Raw genomic sequence first — 13,665 nt, 5'->3', positions numbered from 1 at the left:
ACTACAATTTTTCTCCGGCTTCTATTTTATAATTTATAAAGTTTTCTTTAGGTGGAATAGGGCATGTGTAGCTGCTGTTATAAGCACAATAAGGGAAGTAGGCTAAGTTAAAGTCAATATCAATTAAATTTGATTTAGGTATTTCTATATCAATATATCTTCCTGCTCCATAAGTTTCTTTTCCTGTTGTTAAATCAGTAAAGCAAACCAGCAAGTAGTTTTTATATGCTTCTTTTTTATTCACCGCTTCCAATACCGTTAGTTTGTAATCAGTTCCTTTTAAGGTAAAGGTAAGTTCCCCATATTGTTTATAAGGCTTCGTTGCATTATGCGAATGAGGCAATTCAAAACTAGGCATATCAGCATATTTGGTCAATGTTGCCTTTACTTTATAATCCTGGTTTATTTCAAAAAAATGAAGCCCGGTAAATGTTTTAAGTTTAGCAGTATCAAGTGGTGTAGTTTGTGCATTAAAAAAAGTATGGTTTAAGCTTGTTCTGTGGGCAGCAATACTGTCAATATACTGTTGGTCAATGCCATTACAGGCTATTAAAAACAGGGTGGTAAAACAAACTATTATGCGTTGCAATTTCATTTTGTATGGAGCCAAAAACCTTAGTTTATTTTGTATTCTTTTACCTGTAAAATATTTTTGCTGGTAGCGGTATTACTACTTGACCCGTTATGTACAAATACTATGGCTGAAATATTATTTCTGTTCCATGTATCAGTTGCTTTAAGCTCGTACTCGTATGCTTTTTCAAATACTCTGCCTTTTACACATGGTGCATTTAATTTCTCCCCTGTCGAAGCCGTAACCATTCTTCTTAAAATATGGTTGTGCTCATAGTTTTCTATGATATCAGTAAGGCCAGTTGATGTGTTCGATTTTTCCTGGTAATCCAATAAACCATCTTCAATAATGGCAATGCTTATGTATTGCGAATCGGTTACATTATCAGTATAAGTTAATTTAACATTGAAGCGTATGGTATTGGCACTGCTAAAATAAACACCTTTTGTTCCGAATGTATCTATGTTTACAGTTGATGTATTGAGCAATTTGGTATTGGTATAATTACTCCATTTTCCTTCATCTACTAAAATAGCTGTTTCACTGCCAAACTGTGTACGGTTAATAGCACCTTTAGGTAAAGATTGTGAAACACCTAAAAAGTCAAAAATTTGCCCACCTTCGTCCGTTCTGAAATCATAATGACTGGTGTGGTCATCACCAGGTTGTTGAAAAGGGCGTGTTAATGAATTTAAGTATCCTTTTGGATGAATAGCCATCACATAAACTCTGTTCAGGTTATTGTCAGCAAGGGTTTTGGCCGTTTGTTGCGCCTTTGGACAATTAGGGCATTTAACGCCTGTAAAGTCTTCAATTAACACATTGGTTGGTTGCGCTGCCGGAATTGTAGTAGTCACATAAGTTGTATCTGATACCGATCTTTCAGGCGTAAAATTAATATATGGCCCGCTCTCTTCGCACGAAGAAGCAAGTAATACAATGATTATGGCATGGATAAATAAGCTTAGTTTTTTCATAATCGTTTTTTTAAAAATTGGTTTGTAATGTTACTCTAACTCCACTAAATGCCGGCTCTACGCGGCACACACCACCTGTACAGTTTACACCTTCTACCTGTTTAATATAACCGGCAGTTAAACGGGTTGTTTTATAAGTATAACTGCTGAATACATTCCAGTAATGTACCAGGTCAGTACTACTGGCTTGTGTATTACGCTGTACCCTGTCTACATTCACCATGTCGCCTATACTAAATGAGTAATGCGGAGCAATATTTAACTCAACAGTACCATTAATAAAACTACCCAAGTCTTGTTTTGTTTGCAAGTATTGTGCTTCTACTCTTACTGATTTGGTAGGTGTTAGTTTATAAGTCATTTCGCCAAAATAAGTTTTAGCTGTAACGTAGTCGTAACTGTTGTCTTTTAACTCAAATAATTGTTGGTTGTAGTTAATGTATTGAAAGCCTAACATGGCTTTGAATTTTTTATTAAACTTGTGCGAGATATCAATATAATGTTCCCTGAAATAACGGGCTGTGTCGGTTTGAGTATCGAATGGATTGATACGGCTTAAGCTAAAAGCATCCTTACCTGTTACTATACTGGTGTTAATGTTTATAGTGGTTTGGTGCTTTTTAAAGAATTCAGCTTGTGGTTTTATAGTAAACTCTAAGCCTAATGCATTTTCGCCTAACTCCTGCACCACTGCATTGTAGCGGGCCAATAGTCTATAGGTGTTTTGACGAGTTAAGCTAGGCAGGTAAGCTATCATACCTAAATTCAAATTTTCCAATGGCGAGGTTCTGAATGAGAAAGATTCGATGCGTTTGTATTGCGCGTTAATACCCAAACCTTTGGTTGAGTAAGACATGCTGGTATAATACACTCTTCCATCGCGCAATTCCATTAAGCCTGTTTTCTGGTTGTTAAAAGCTTCTTTGCTCTTTTGACAGTACTCCACGTACCAACTGAAGTCTTTGTAGTTTAAAGTAGTGTAAACGTTGCCTAAAAACACATTGTAAGTAGGTACAAACCGATCTTCCAGTTTATAGCTGTTAATAGCACCTGTAATGCTGTTCATAGTATTAGGGTCAATGGTTCTGTTTACAATACTGGCACCCGGTTCTATATTAAAATTCTCGGTAAACTCTATGCGGTGTTCGGCATTTATTCCTTTTATTACTTCAGGCCTTATATCAAACCTGAATTTTTGTAAACCAGTAAAGGCTTTAATAGTAGTATTGGTACTGGGTGTCCATATAACGCGTGCGCCATTAATGGCAAAGTCAAGTCCTAAGTTTCTGTCCTCAAAGGCTCTGAATACCATTCCTGTTCCAAACTGGTCGTAAAAATAACCAACCGTCACGTTAAACTTATCAATGTCCTTGCTGATATTCCACATTCCAATACCACTTTGGGTAAAGGCTTGTTGCGGGTCAAACAAAGGTGAGTTGTTGAATACATCGTAACGTACATTAAACTTAAAACCTTTGTATTTATAACTTAAAAATAACCATGCATCGCTACTCGAAAGCTGCCGTTGGTATTGGGTTGTGGTGGCACCAATGGTACTATCGCGAACATAGAATTGGTTGGTGTTTTGGAAATTACCGGAAAATTCACCCTTGTCTTTTTTGTCATCCGTTTCCTGTGCAAATGATAGGCTTATACAAAATAGTAAACTGATTGTAGTAAGTAAATATTTATTCATAAGTTGGGCAATTTATTATAATCGGACAAAAAATAAAAGAAATTGATATACTGAATTTTATTAGGCTATTGCTTTTCGGAAGTACGCAGACAATGAAATCTTACAGATAAACTGGAAAGCATGCTATTAGAGAGGTCTTGTGGACCAAAAGTTAAACAAACAAAAAATGTTTTAATCTCCTATGGGGGACAAACAATGAATTATGATACAAAAGAGTACTTTTCCTGTGAAACTACTCTTTTTTTTAGTATAACTACCTTTTTTCGTGCGTAGCTATAGGTGGAATTGATGTGTTTTTATTCTATTGTGTTGTCATTGTTAGGTTCTTAAATGTTTTTTTATGTACTGATGATGTATTTTCTTTAAATGAATCAATGTTATAAAAGCTTGATTTTATAGCTTATAATCACTAAACTTGATTTTTGGGAACTAAAATTTCAAAATAAAATGGAATATGAGCAAAATGAGGGGGTACTCATTTTGTTTTATTTGAGATAAGTAAGGTATTATTAAAAGCATTATGAAAGAACTTGCCGACTATAAATATGCATTGGATGAATCGGCTATTGTGGCCATAACTGACCCTAAGGGTATTATTATACATGCCAACGATAATTTTTGTAAAATTTCTAAATATAGCCGTGAAGAGTTATTAGGCCAAGACCACCGTATTATCAATTCAGGCTACCATCCAAAAGAAATGATACGAGACTTATGGGTAACCATAGCCAATGGTAAAATTTGGAGAGGCGAGTTAAAAAACAAAGCAAAGGATGGCAGTGTATATTGGGTTGATACTACTATTGTTCCTTTTTTAAACCAAGAAGGTAAGCCTTACCAATATGTGGCTATTCGCTCTGATATAACCCTGCGTAAACAAGGAGAAGAAAAATTATTAAAATACTCCAATGCCCTGGAATTTAAAAATACCCAATTGGTTGATTTTTGCAATATTGTTTCTCATAATTTAAGGGCGCCATTAATCAATATCTCCATGCTTATTGATTTTATTGAACAATGTAAAACCGAAGAGGATAGGGCAGAAGGTCAGGCTAAAATAAAACCCGTAATCAACCATTTACTGGAAGTGTTTAATGAATTGGTTGAATCAATACAAGTAAAACAGGATACAGCAATAGAACAAACTCAAATTGATTTAGCCAGTTGTTTGAAACATACATTGATTGGATTTGAAACACAAATAAAAGATTATGATGCCACCATAACGGCTAACTTTGAGGAGGCTCCTGTTATAAATTTCCCTCAAAAATATATTGATAGTATATTGACCAATTTAATTAGCAATGCTTTAAAATATAAAGCAAGTGAGCGTAAACCAATTATTCATGTAAAAACCGAAAAAAGAAGCCATGCTGTTTTGTTAACCGTTGCCGATAATGGTTTAGGAATAGATTTAGCCATGCACAAAAACCATGTATTTAAAATACGTAAAACTTTTCACAGGCACCCTGATGCCAAAGGGTTTGGTTTGTTTATGATTAAAACCCAGGTGGAAGCAATGGGTGGAGAAATATGGGTGGAAAGTGAAGTGGAAAAAGGCACCACATTTTTTGTTGAATTTAAAACACATAATTATGAAACCAATTAAAAGACTTACCCTGATAGACGATGATGAAGTTTTTGTTTTTTTAACCAAAAAAATTATTGAACAAACGAACTTAGTTGATCTTATAAAAGTTTTTGGCAATGGTTTAGATGCGATTAATTTTTTAAAAGAAAATAAAGGTAATGTAGAGGCTCTTCCTGAAGTTATTTTGCTAGACTTAAGTATGCCTATAATGGATGGTTGGCAGTTTTTAGAAGAGTACACCATGCTAAACCCTTTTGTAGGAAAAAAAATTCTCATTTATATTTGTTCTTCATCCATATCACCTGCAGATGTGGCACGCGCAAAATCAATTACCGCTGTTTCTGACTATATAGTTAAACCTATTACCAAAGATAAACTGTTGGAAGTAATTAAGAGTTTATAGATAGATTTAAAACAACTCTAATTGTTCTTTTAGCAACCTGAATGTTTTTCTATGGTATGGCGTAATGCCATGTTTTTCAATAGCTGTACGGTGTTTTATAGTAGGGTAGCCTTTGTTTTCGTTCCATGCATAATGCGGAAATTCATGGTGGTATTTGAGCATTAATTCATCGCGGTGTGTTTTAGCTAAAATAGATGCAGCGGCTATGCTTTGAAACTTTGCATCCCCTTTTACAATACAAGTATGTTTTATGTTTTGGTAAGGAATAAAGCGGTTGCCATCAATAATTAAATGTTCAGGTTTTACTGTTAAAATATCAATGGCTTTGTGCATGCTTAAAAATGAAGCTTTTAAAATATTTACTTCGTCTATTTGCTCAATAGTAAAGCTTGCTACAGCCCAGGCTAGCGCTTTTTCTTCAATTTCAAAACGTATTTCTTCGCGTTGTACATGGGTTAGTTTTTTTGAGTCGTCAAGGTATTTAATGCGTTTGTTTTTATCTAAAATTACAGCCGCTGCATATACAGGTCCTGCTAAGCAACCACGGCCCGCTTCATCGCAGCCTGCTTCTAAAACGTCAGTTTGGTAAAATTTGGTTAGGGCCATTTTTAATACATTATTTCATCTAACAAAGCTTTAAATTCATTGGCTGTTTTCAAGTCTTTATTTTGTTTAGCCAAGTTTAATCCTTTTTCTAAAAATAATATAGCCTTTTCGTTTTCATTGTTTTCGCTCATTAAAACGCCCATTTGGTATAGCGAAGCTACATGATTTTCGTCAAGCAGCAATACCTTTTCCAATTGATGAATGGCTTTTTGAGCTTCGTTCAGGCCTTTATACTCCATAGCCAAAGCGTAATTTAAAAAAATATCATCAGGCATTTCTGCCAGCATTTCCTGCAGTTTTAATAATCTGTTATTTTGCATTAGGCTAAAAACATTTTTTAGATATTTTTGCTGCTCTTTTTAAACAACAAAATTATCATTATATGAAGATATTGGTTTGTGTAAGCAATGTGCCTGACACCACAACAAAAGTAACGTTTACTGAAAATAATACCCAATTTAATACAGGAGGAGTTCAGTTTATTATAAATCCTTATGATGAACTTTCATTAACACGTGCTTTAGAAATAACTGAAAAACAAGGTGGAACTGTAACAACTGTTACTGTAGGTTTAGCCGATACGGAAGCAAGTATTCGTAAAGCTCTGGCTATTGGTGCTAACGATGCTGTTAGAATTAACGCAGCACCAACCGATGCTTATTTTGTGGCCGAGCAAATTGCGGCTTACGCTAAAGCCGAAAATTTTGATTTGATATTTACAGGCCGCGAAAGTATTGATTACAATGGTGGTCAGGTTTGTGGCTTATTGGCTGAAATGCTTGGTTTACCTTCGGTAAATGTTATTACAAGTATTGAAGTTGAAGGTGGAAAAGCTACTATGGAGCGCGATATTGATGGTGGAAAAGAAAAAGTAAGCGCTAATTTACCCTTGGTAGTAAGTGCTCAAAAAGAACTAACAGAGCCTCGTATCCCTAATATGCGTGGTATTATGGCCGCCCGTACCAAACCATTAAAAGTAGTTGAGCCTGCAGGTGTAGCCGCTACCAGTGCAACTGTTGGTTTCGAATTACCTGCTCCAAAAGGTTCAGTAAAGTTAATATCAGTAGAAGATGCCGGTTCAATTATTGGCATTTTACATAACGAAGCGAAGATTATTTAATAAAAGTTGGCAGCTAGCCCCTGGCTACTGGCAACTAAAGTTGAAAAAGAAAGATTAAGTTTAACAATTATAAAAAATTGCTAGTGGCCAGAAGCTAGCAGCATAAAAGTATGAATATATTAGTATTTGCAGAACAAATTGATGGTAGCTTTAAAAAATCGGCTTTTGAAGCAGTAAGTTATGCCAGCCAAATAGCACAAGCACATAGTGGAAATGTTACTGCTGTGGTGCCGGGTAATGTAGCTGATGATAAATTAGCGGAATTAGCCAATTTTGGTGCAAGCAAAATAGTAAGTATTAAACACGATAAATTAAACGGTTTTAACGCTGAAACGTATGCAAAAGTAATTTGCAATACAGCAACAAGTGAAAACTCAGGTATAGTAGTTATTTCAAATACCTATTCAGGTAAATCAGTTGCGCCACGTGTAGCTGCCCGCTTAAAAGCAGGCATAGCCAGTGGGGTTATTTCAATGCCTAATACAAGCAATGGTTTTGTAGTACGCAGAGGTGTGTTTTCAGGAAAAGCTTTTGCTGATGTAAACTTAACAACTGATGTAAAAGTATTGGCTATTACACCTAATACTTTTAATACTATTGAAAACAAACAAGCAGTTAATATTATCAATGCTGAATCAGGTTTAGCTGATACTGATTTTACAACACAATCAGTAGAAATAAACAGGGTTACCGGTAAAATACCTTTAACTGAAGCTGAAATAGTAGTAAGTGGTGGCCGTGGTTTAAAAGGTCCTGAAAACTGGCATTTAGTAGAAGATTTAGCTACTGCTTTAGGCGCAGCTACTGCTTGTAGCAAACCGGTGAGCGATATGCACTGGAGACCACATAGCGAACACGTTGGTCAAACAGGTATTACCATTAAGCCTAATTTATATTTTGCTATTGGTATTTCAGGTGCTATTCAGCATTTAGCCGGAGTTAGCTCAAGTAAAGTAATTGTAGCTATTAACAAAGATCCTGAAGCTCCTTTCTTTAAAGCGGCTGACTACGGTATAGTAGGCGATGCTTTTGAAATTATGCCTAAAATTATTGAAGCAGCTAAAGCTTTTAAGAATAGCTAATAGTTTAATAGCTTTTGGTCTATGGACCATAGATATAAATTAAAATATAAATAAAAAAGTTCAACCAATTACGGTTGAACTTTTTTATTATAGTTAAATAATAATACCACAAATTTGTGGCAGCTTAAAGAATAAATACATTGGGTAAAAGAAAATTTAAACCATACGTTTTAGAAAACATTGAAATAGTAAGTGCAGGCAGCGAAGGCAAGGCTATAGCGAGGCATGAGGGGCAAGTTATATTTGTTGATTTTGCCGTGCCCGGTGATGTGGTAGATTTATACGTACATCAAAAAAAGAAAACGCATTCATTTGCCCGTATTGAAAAAATAAATACCCCTTCGCCTGAACGTATTGAGCCATTTTGCTCACACTTTGGTATATGTGGTGGTTGTAAGTGGCAGCACATGGGCTACGACACGCAGCTTAAGTACAAGCAGCAACAGGTTATTGATGCTTTTGAACGTATAGGTAAGTTTCCTTTTCCTACTCCTGAAAAAATTATAGGCTCTGATAAAACACAGTATTATAGAAATAAATTAGAGTTTAGTTTTACTGATAAAAAGTGGTTGGAAACACTGGATAATAAAGATGATTTAAGTGTAGCTGAACACAAAGGTTTGGGCTTTCATATGCCGGGTAAATTCGATAAGATTTTAGATGTACAAAAATGTTATTTAATGGACGATTTGCACAATGAAATAAGAAACAGTATCAAAGCATTTTGTGTAACCAACGAATTTGATTTTTTCAATGCCCGCAGCCAAGAAGGTTTTATGCGCAATATGATTTTGCGTAATACTAGTTTGGGTGAATGGATGTTGATTGTTATTTTTAAGCAATACGAGGAAGAGAAGATTAATTTATTGATGGAATTTTTGAAAAATACTTTTCCTCAAATTACTTCTTTGCTATATGTGGTTAATGGTAAAATGAACGATACCATTCATGATTTAGAAGTAAAGCTATATGCAGGTAAACCTTGCATGGTAGAGCAGCTGGAAGATTTAAAATTCAATGTGCAACCTAAATCGTTTTTTCAAACCAATACAGAACAAACATTTAACTTGTATAATGAAGCCCGTAAAATGGCCAACTTACAAGGCAATGAAATAGTGTACGATTTATATACCGGAGTTGGTTCTATAGCAAACTTTGTAGCCCGACAAGCTAAATCGGTAATCGGTATAGAGTATGTAGAACAAGCTATTGTTGATGCCAAAGAAAATGCTGCTATAAACAATATTACTAATACGCATTTTTATGCAGGCGATATGAAGGATATTTTAACCGATGAGTTAATTGCCAAACATGGCCAGCCGAATGTAATTATAACCGATCCGCCACGTGCTGGTATGCACCCTGATGTAATCACACAGTTACTGGCTGTAAAGGCGGCACGTATTGTTTATGTGAGTTGTAATCCGGCCAGTCAGGCTCGCGATATTGCTATGATGCAGGATGTGTATGAAGTGAAAAAAGTACAGGCGGTTGATATGTTTCCGCATACGCACCATGTGGAATGTGTTACTTTGTTGGAACTGAAATAACATCAGCTTTTACTCTACTTTTAATACTTTAAATTCTACTCTTCGGTTAGCGGCTTTACCTGTTTCTGTATCGTTGGTAGCTATGGGTAAACGCTCGCCATAACCTTGCCATTGTAGCCTGTTGGGTTTAATGCCTTTTTGTATTAAGTAATTCACACAAGCTTTAGCACGATTATTGGATAGTTTTATATTGTAGTGATCGGAGTTTTGGTTGTCAGTATGGCCCATTATTTTTATAATCATTTTGGGATACTCACGCATAATATTCAATAGATTATTCAACTCGGTGTACGATTGTTTCAGGAGTATTGATTTATCTAATTCAAAATTGATATTGCGTAAAGCATACGTTTTACCTACTTCAAATACAGGCTTGTAATTATACATGGTATCCTTACAGTCACAGCTACTATCATTACGTACTTCGGCTAAACACAAATCATCGTAATACAAACGGACATGAAAATAATAGGGATCGAGATAGGTTTGATTGATGGTGTCGAAAACGGCATTTAAATCTTTGTGTATTTGGGTAATAATTTGCTGTTGTTCTTTTCGGTTAGTAGCAATAAAATTAAACATCAAACGTTTTTGTTTTTTTAATTCCCGCCTGTTTTCCGTTGGCTCAGGGAGTTCCAGTTTACGGTGAGCAAAAGTATCTTTAACATAGGCTATTAATGAATCGCGTTCTTTAATTAAACGCGTTTTTATATTTACTAAACTATCATATAAGCTATAAGAAAACTCGTTATGAAAACGCCCTAAATAAAAATAATCACCGGAAGTTTTAGCAGTAAAAGTAAGGTAATGGTATTGCCAAAAAGGACGTAAACGCTCCGGATTGGTATCAATAGTAAAACTGGCTAAAGGCTCTGCTTTAATGCGTATTCTTACTGGACTTACTTGTTCGTAATAAGGTAAAACAGCACACTCAAAATAACGTAGTTGTTCTATTTTATTCCACGATTCGTTTTTTACATATGTTTTTACACGCATGTGGTATGTTTTGCCTGCTTCTACGGGCTTTTTCAACTTAACGCAAAGGTACTCACTGGGCAAAGGCATAATGGTGCAAAGCCCATGTACATAGTTGGGTATTACTGTTCCGTTGGTATCAATACGTTGTAACTCGTAGTGGTAAAAATCTTCTTTGGGTTGTGTCCAGTGGCTTGGTGTGCCATCTTTAAGGCGGTTTTCAAAACCGGGGTTTGGTATTAAATTCTGACTTTTACTGCTTATAAAAAATAAGAGCATAACAATGATATGTAAAAGCGATTTATACACCGGTTAATTTTGTTTGGTAATTTTTATAATGGATAACGAAATGCAATTTTAATTATTTTACCAAATTATTATAATGTTTTGCTATTGAGTGTGTTTTATTCCTATTGGTGAAAAGTGCCTAAATCACTGATTAAATTAATGTGAAGTTAAACAAAAATTACGGCTAAAAAATAAATTATTCCTTGTATTCAGCCATATTTTATTTAGAATTGAACCATGAGTTACGAAACAATTTTATTTGAGCAAAACGAGGGTGTGGCTACGTTAACATTAAACAGACCTGATGTGTTTAATGCTTTTAATGAACAACAAAGTTTTGATGTAATTGATGCATTGAAAAAATGTGCTAAAGATAAAACAATTAGGGTATTAGTAATTACAGGAGCAGGCAAAGCTTTTTGTAGCGGCCAAGATTTAAAATCAATAGCGGGTGCTGAAAACCGTAGCTTACGCGAGAGTATAGATAAACGTTATAATCCAATGATTAAAGCCATTCGCAATTTACCTATCCCGGTAATTTGCAGGCTAAATGGTGTAGCTGCCGGAGCAGGTTGCTCATTGGCTTTGGCTTGCGATATGATTGTAGCCAGTGAAAATGCTACTTTAATTGAAGTATTTATCAATGTAGGTTTGGTATTGGATTCAGGCTCATCGTATTTCTTACCACGTTTAGTTGGTTCGGCCAGGGCATTTGAATTAAGTACCATGGGTACTAAAGTAACTGCACAACAAGCTTTTGATTGGGGTATGGTTAACCGTATTTGTAAGTTAGAAGAACTGGATGTTGAAGTAAAAAAGATAACGGATTATTATGCAGCAGCACCTACTAAAGCTATAGGGTTAATGAAAAAAATGTTGAACAAATCGTTTAACAGTGATTTAGATACTATGCTTGAATATGAGGCTTATTGCCAGGAAATAGCGGGCCGCAGCAAAGACAATAAAGAAGGGGTGAAGGCTTTTATTGAAAAGCGTAAACCTAACTTTACCGGTGAATAGATATTATTTAAACTCACTCATTTAATACAATTATTGCTATGAAATTTGGTGCTATTGATATTGGTTCAAATGCGGTGCGCTTGCAAATAGTACGCGTAAATGAAAATACAAACGACCTTGATGTTTATAAAAAACTAGAGTTTATACGTGTACCTATACGGTTAGGTGATGATGCGTTTAAACATAAAAAGATAAGCAAAGAGAAACGCAAAATTTTCATGAAATCTATGGCGGCCTTTAAACTGGTCATGGATGCTTTTGGTGTGGATTACTACATGGCCTGTGCTACCAGTGCCATGCGCGAAGCTAAAAATGGACAAAAAATAGTAGATAAAGTTTATGATAAGTATAACTTAAAAATAAATATTATTTCTGGTGTAAGAGAGAGTGAAATAATACTGAACTCTATAAAAACTTATTTTAAACCGGAGCAAAATTATTTAACTATTGATGTAGGAGGGGGCAGTACTGAAATGACTGTAATAGTGAAAGGTAAACCGGTTAATTCCGTGAGTTTTGATATTGGTACGGTACGTATGGTTGATGGCGCTGTAAAAGAAAAAACATGGCAAACTATTGAGCATTGGGTAAAACATAAAACAGCCGAAATTCCTAATTTAGAGGCAGTAGTAACCAGTGGTACTATTAATAAAATATCCAATATGTTAAACCCTGCCGACCCTGAGTATTTTACCCGTAAGCAGTTAAAGGATTTTCATAGAAAGGTAAGTAAAATGAGCATTGAGGAACGCATGGATCAATTAAAGTTAAATCCTGACAGGGCTGATATTATTGATATATCGGCCGATATTTATTTACGCATTTTAAACTGGTGTAATATTGAAACTATACATGCACCTAATGCCGGTTTAAAAGATGGTATGCTCAATGAGTTATACGAAAAATATTATTAGCACTTCATGAATAAACATTTAGCATTTTTACAGGAATGTATTGGCAGCAGTACCAGCGACAAAGGAATGGGTGCGGTAAGCAAATGGATTAACGGTACTTTACTATTTGCTGAAGAAGGACACTTGAAGTTTGCCTTTGTGGTAGAAGAAACATGGCTTAATCCTGCTAAAACATTTCATGGTGGAATGGCTGCTACTTTAATAGATGATGTAATGGGTGTAACCATTTACAGTTTAGGCAGCGAAATATTTTACTCAACAGTTAATTTAAACCTTGATTATTTATCGTTTGCCTTAGCAGGCGATACTATTACTGTAGAGGCCAGGGTAGTACGCAAAGGAATTGCTGTTATTCATATTGAAGCATTTATATATAAGCGTAATAAGCTGCTGGTAAAGGCCACCTCCAATGTAGTAAGCAGTGGTAAAAAAGTGTTTTAACCTGTTTTTTATACTTTTTTTTTTGTAGTTGTTATAACAACGTTTTTTGATGAAATTTTTAGTAAAAAAACAGCCCGTTTTGTTTTTGGCTATTTTGGGTTTTAGTAGAAAATTTTATGCTTATTTTAATAAAATGAGTAAAATTTTTAATATGTGGGTAATTTTTTAGATTTTTATACTGCCAGCATATGCTTTATGAAAGGAGGTCTAAACATTGATTAGGGCTCCTTTTTTATTGTTGTTTTATCGAACATTAAAATTAGATTAATAAAGTTTTACATGTTAAAAGTTTTGATTTATCAAAATAAATTTTAAACATTGATGTAAGTTAGTCTTTTTAACCTATCAAAAAAAATTTAAACTATTTATTATTAATTATGGTCAAAACACTTCTACAATCAAAAAATTTTCTCTTTCTATTTATTACC

The 13,665-nt window shown here is 34.8% G+C and carries 14 protein-coding genes; 8 read left to right on the top strand and 6 right to left on the bottom strand.

The features are described 5' to 3' along the window. Position 1 precedes the first annotated feature (1 nt). The 3 genes from V4538_10185 to V4538_10175 are packed head-to-tail and all read right to left on the bottom strand — an operon-like array spanning position 2 to position 3,247. Positions 2 to 595, bottom strand: coding sequence for a DUF1684 domain-containing protein (locus V4538_10185; protein MES2381397.1), 594 nt, complete (start codon positions 593 to 595; stop codon positions 2 to 4). 20 nt (positions 596 to 615) lie between these two features. Continuing rightward, positions 616 to 1,551 (bottom strand): Omp28-related outer membrane protein, encoded by a 936-nt coding sequence (locus V4538_10180; protein MES2381396.1) that lies wholly within the window; start codon positions 1,549 to 1,551, stop codon positions 616 to 618. 10 nt (positions 1,552 to 1,561) lie between these two features. Then, positions 1,562 to 3,247 (bottom strand): DUF6029 family protein, encoded by a 1,686-nt coding sequence (locus V4538_10175; GenBank protein ID MES2381395.1) that lies wholly within the window; start codon positions 3,245 to 3,247, stop codon positions 1,562 to 1,564. A gap of 520 nt (positions 3,248 to 3,767) precedes the next feature. On the opposite strand from V4538_10175, the gene V4538_10170 reads away from it, so the two are divergent. Continuing rightward, complete coding sequence (locus tag V4538_10170; protein ID MES2381394.1) at positions 3,768 to 4,856, top strand: PAS domain-containing sensor histidine kinase; 1,089 nt, start codon at positions 3,768 to 3,770, stop codon at positions 4,854 to 4,856. Then, on the top strand, positions 4,843 to 5,241 hold the full coding sequence (locus V4538_10165) for a response regulator (protein ID MES2381393.1): 399 nt from the start codon (positions 4,843 to 4,845) through the stop codon (positions 5,239 to 5,241). The genes V4538_10170 and V4538_10165 overlap by 14 nt, the downstream gene beginning before the upstream one ends. A gap of 6 nt (positions 5,242 to 5,247) precedes the next feature. On the opposite strand, the gene V4538_10160 is transcribed toward V4538_10165, so the two are convergent. Then, positions 5,248 to 5,847: a ribonuclease HII gene (locus tag V4538_10160; GenBank protein ID MES2381392.1), complete on the bottom strand. Its 600-nt coding sequence runs from the start codon at positions 5,845 to 5,847 to the stop codon at positions 5,248 to 5,250. 2 nt (positions 5,848 to 5,849) lie between these two features. Continuing rightward, complete coding sequence (locus V4538_10155) at positions 5,850 to 6,167, bottom strand: hypothetical protein (protein ID MES2381391.1); 318 nt, start codon at positions 6,165 to 6,167, stop codon at positions 5,850 to 5,852. Positions 6,168 to 6,229: 62 nt separating this feature from the next. Between V4538_10155 and V4538_10150 the strand changes: the two genes are divergently transcribed. The 3 genes from V4538_10150 (at position 6,230) to rlmD (ending at position 9,599) form a co-directional block, all read left to right on the top strand. After that, entirely contained in the window at positions 6,230 to 6,967 is a 738-nt protein-coding gene (locus V4538_10150) for an electron transfer flavoprotein subunit beta/FixA family protein (protein ID MES2381390.1), read from the top strand. Positions 6,968 to 7,077: 110 nt separating this feature from the next. Then, the gene (locus V4538_10145; protein MES2381389.1) at positions 7,078 to 8,049 is read left to right on the top strand and encodes an electron transfer flavoprotein subunit alpha/FixB family protein; all 972 of its coding nucleotides are present in this window, start codon (positions 7,078 to 7,080) and stop codon (positions 8,047 to 8,049) included. Positions 8,050 to 8,189: 140 nt separating this feature from the next. Next, positions 8,190 to 9,599 (top strand): 23S rRNA (uracil(1939)-C(5))-methyltransferase RlmD, encoded by a 1,410-nt coding sequence (gene rlmD / locus V4538_10140; GenBank protein ID MES2381388.1) that lies wholly within the window; start codon positions 8,190 to 8,192, stop codon positions 9,597 to 9,599. A gap of 9 nt (positions 9,600 to 9,608) precedes the next feature. On the opposite strand, the gene V4538_10135 is transcribed toward rlmD, so the two are convergent. Beyond that, positions 9,609 to 10,853 (bottom strand): OmpA family protein, encoded by a 1,245-nt coding sequence (locus tag V4538_10135; GenBank protein MES2381387.1) that lies wholly within the window; start codon positions 10,851 to 10,853, stop codon positions 9,609 to 9,611. 246 nt (positions 10,854 to 11,099) lie between these two features. On the opposite strand from V4538_10135, the gene V4538_10130 reads away from it, so the two are divergent. The 3 genes from V4538_10130 to V4538_10120 are packed head-to-tail and all read left to right on the top strand — an operon-like array spanning position 11,100 to position 13,237. Beyond that, positions 11,100 to 11,882, top strand: coding sequence for an enoyl-CoA hydratase-related protein (locus V4538_10130; GenBank protein MES2381386.1), 783 nt, complete (start codon positions 11,100 to 11,102; stop codon positions 11,880 to 11,882). A gap of 38 nt (positions 11,883 to 11,920) precedes the next feature. Then, positions 11,921 to 12,796 (top strand): phosphatase, encoded by an 876-nt coding sequence (locus tag V4538_10125; protein MES2381385.1) that lies wholly within the window; start codon positions 11,921 to 11,923, stop codon positions 12,794 to 12,796. Positions 12,797 to 12,802: 6 nt separating this feature from the next. Next, positions 12,803 to 13,237, top strand: coding sequence for a PaaI family thioesterase (locus V4538_10120; GenBank protein MES2381384.1), 435 nt, complete (start codon positions 12,803 to 12,805; stop codon positions 13,235 to 13,237). The last annotated feature ends 428 nt before the right edge of the window (positions 13,238 to 13,665 follow it).

Source organism: Bacteroidota bacterium (genome assembly GCA_040388375.1).
In the GTDB taxonomy this organism is placed as follows: domain Bacteria; phylum Bacteroidota; class Bacteroidia; order UKL13-3; family UKL13-3; genus JAAFJM01.
The sequence above is the reverse complement of the archived record's forward strand: the minus strand, read 5'-3'. Positions and strand labels throughout refer to the sequence as shown.

Excerpts from the sequence above, each read along its gene's own strand:
- V4538_10170 (MES2381394.1), top strand. The coding sequence starts at position 3,768 with ATGAAAGAACTTGCCGACTATAAATATGCATTGGATGAATCGGCTATT.
- V4538_10145 (MES2381389.1), top strand. The coding sequence starts at position 7,078 with ATGAATATATTAGTATTTGCAGAACAAATTGATGGTAGCTTTAAAAAA.
- V4538_10130 (MES2381386.1), top strand. The coding sequence starts at position 11,100 with ATGAGTTACGAAACAATTTTATTTGAGCAAAACGAGGGTGTGGCTACG.
- V4538_10150 (MES2381390.1), top strand. The coding sequence starts at position 6,230 with ATGAAGATATTGGTTTGTGTAAGCAATGTGCCTGACACCACAACAAAA.
- V4538_10120 (MES2381384.1), top strand. The coding sequence starts at position 12,803 with ATGAATAAACATTTAGCATTTTTACAGGAATGTATTGGCAGCAGTACC.
- V4538_10175 (MES2381395.1), bottom strand. The coding sequence starts at position 3,247 with ATGAATAAATATTTACTTACTACAATCAGTTTACTATTTTGTATAAGC.
- V4538_10165 (MES2381393.1), top strand. The coding sequence starts at position 4,843 with ATGAAACCAATTAAAAGACTTACCCTGATAGACGATGATGAAGTTTTT.
- V4538_10185 (MES2381397.1), bottom strand. The coding sequence starts at position 595 with ATGAAATTGCAACGCATAATAGTTTGTTTTACCACCCTGTTTTTAATA.
- V4538_10155 (MES2381391.1), bottom strand. The coding sequence starts at position 6,167 with ATGCAAAATAACAGATTATTAAAACTGCAGGAAATGCTGGCAGAAATG.
- V4538_10125 (MES2381385.1), top strand. The coding sequence starts at position 11,921 with ATGAAATTTGGTGCTATTGATATTGGTTCAAATGCGGTGCGCTTGCAA.
- V4538_10160 (MES2381392.1), bottom strand. The coding sequence starts at position 5,847 with ATGGCCCTAACCAAATTTTACCAAACTGACGTTTTAGAAGCAGGCTGC.
- V4538_10180 (MES2381396.1), bottom strand. The coding sequence starts at position 1,551 with ATGAAAAAACTAAGCTTATTTATCCATGCCATAATCATTGTATTACTT.
- V4538_10135 (MES2381387.1), bottom strand. The coding sequence starts at position 10,853 with ATGCTCTTATTTTTTATAAGCAGTAAAAGTCAGAATTTAATACCAAAC.